This is a genomic window from Oleiphilus sp. HI0043 (assembly GCF_001634935.1).
Map to the genome: position 1 here is coordinate 1 of NZ_LWEY01000133.1, position 1,344 is coordinate 1,344.

Sequence of the window (1,344 nt, forward strand, 5' to 3'; positions counted from 1 at the left end):
AGCTCTTCGGCCTCGGTTTCGCAGCGTGGCGATGAGGTGTTTCGGGTCGATAGGTTTCGTTAGAAAGTCATCGCCTCCAAGACTCATCGCGTGTAGCTGTTTGTTGACGTCATCTTCTGCAGAGAGGTAAATGATAGGTACGCTGTGAAACTTGTCTTGCTGGCGTATCACTCGGGCTAGCTCCATACCGGTACAGCCTGGCATGTACATATCCATGATAATTATCTCAGGCTGGAAATCCGCCAAGGCTACCAGGATATCCATCGGCTCGGTAATGATGTGAGGAATCATGCCGGCTTTGTGCAATATATTCTCAATGTACTTTGCTTGTGCTTTAGAGTCATCGACTACCAGAATACGGTATGGGTCCTGAATGTTGGCGTGCGTATATTGCTCAAATTTTTCTATTAGCTGGCCAGGGTCGATGGCTCGATAAAAAAACTCTTCGCCGCCTGTGCGCGATGCTTTTAGCCGGGTCTGAATGTCGTCAGTGCTCTCGCTAACATAAATAACTGGAATAGTTGTCTCGTGAGACTCCTGGATTACTTGAACGGCATCGATGCCAGCAAGCTTATGCCCGCCAAAATCTACATCGGCTACGATGGTCTCTGGCTTATCCTGCTTAGCTGCGTGAACAAAATCATCAACATCACTGAAGTTGATTGAACGAAAACCAAAGAACTCCAGCTGATTAATAATGCGGTTAGCGTACTCGGTGTTGTTTAGCGCGAGGTAAATCGGAGTGCGTAAAAAAGTACGTGGATTCGAGTGCGAGGTGTCGCTTCGCCCCCCTCCGGTATCACTCTTTCGCAAAGTGCACTCATTCAGCTCCTGAATAAAGGACTCAATTTTTTGTTGGCTGTCTAACGAAAGCGGGGCTTCAGGGTTAACATTGCTCAGTAGCTGGTTAATTTTTCGTGCCGAAGTCTCCTGGCGAGACATCTCAAAGCGGGTTGCAAAACGCTCTAGTTTTTCACTCGCATCATTTAAATCTTGAGTGCGATCCAGGTCTTCCCAAGAGGAGAGTTTGCACTTTTGATAGACATCTAATACAACTCTGGCTTGCGTCGTAACTCGTTTTGCAAACAGTTGTTTAAGTTTCTCTCGTTGGTTGTCCTGAGCCATTCCTTGATCCTAATGGAAGAATTCTTTTTGTAAACGCGAATCGTCTCTACATAATTTAGCATAATCCCCTGAATATGGAGGTTTTTATCGTCAAAAAATGTCAGGATGTGTAAGTTGATCTATTGTTATATGGAAGCAATGCCTACAGGCTGGCCATTATGATTTCTGTGGTGAAAGAGGTCGGGTCGTTTTTATACTTGGGCTTTGCTAATAAAAAGA

General features: G+C 45.5%; 1 protein-coding gene. It reads right to left on the reverse strand.

Going from position 1 to position 1,344, the window contains the following annotated elements:
• The coding region (locus A3729_RS02710; RefSeq protein ID WP_068633086.1) for a response regulator at positions 1 to 1,125 on the reverse strand (1,125 nt) is incomplete at its 3' end.
• Positions 1,126 to 1,344 lie beyond the last annotated feature (219 nt).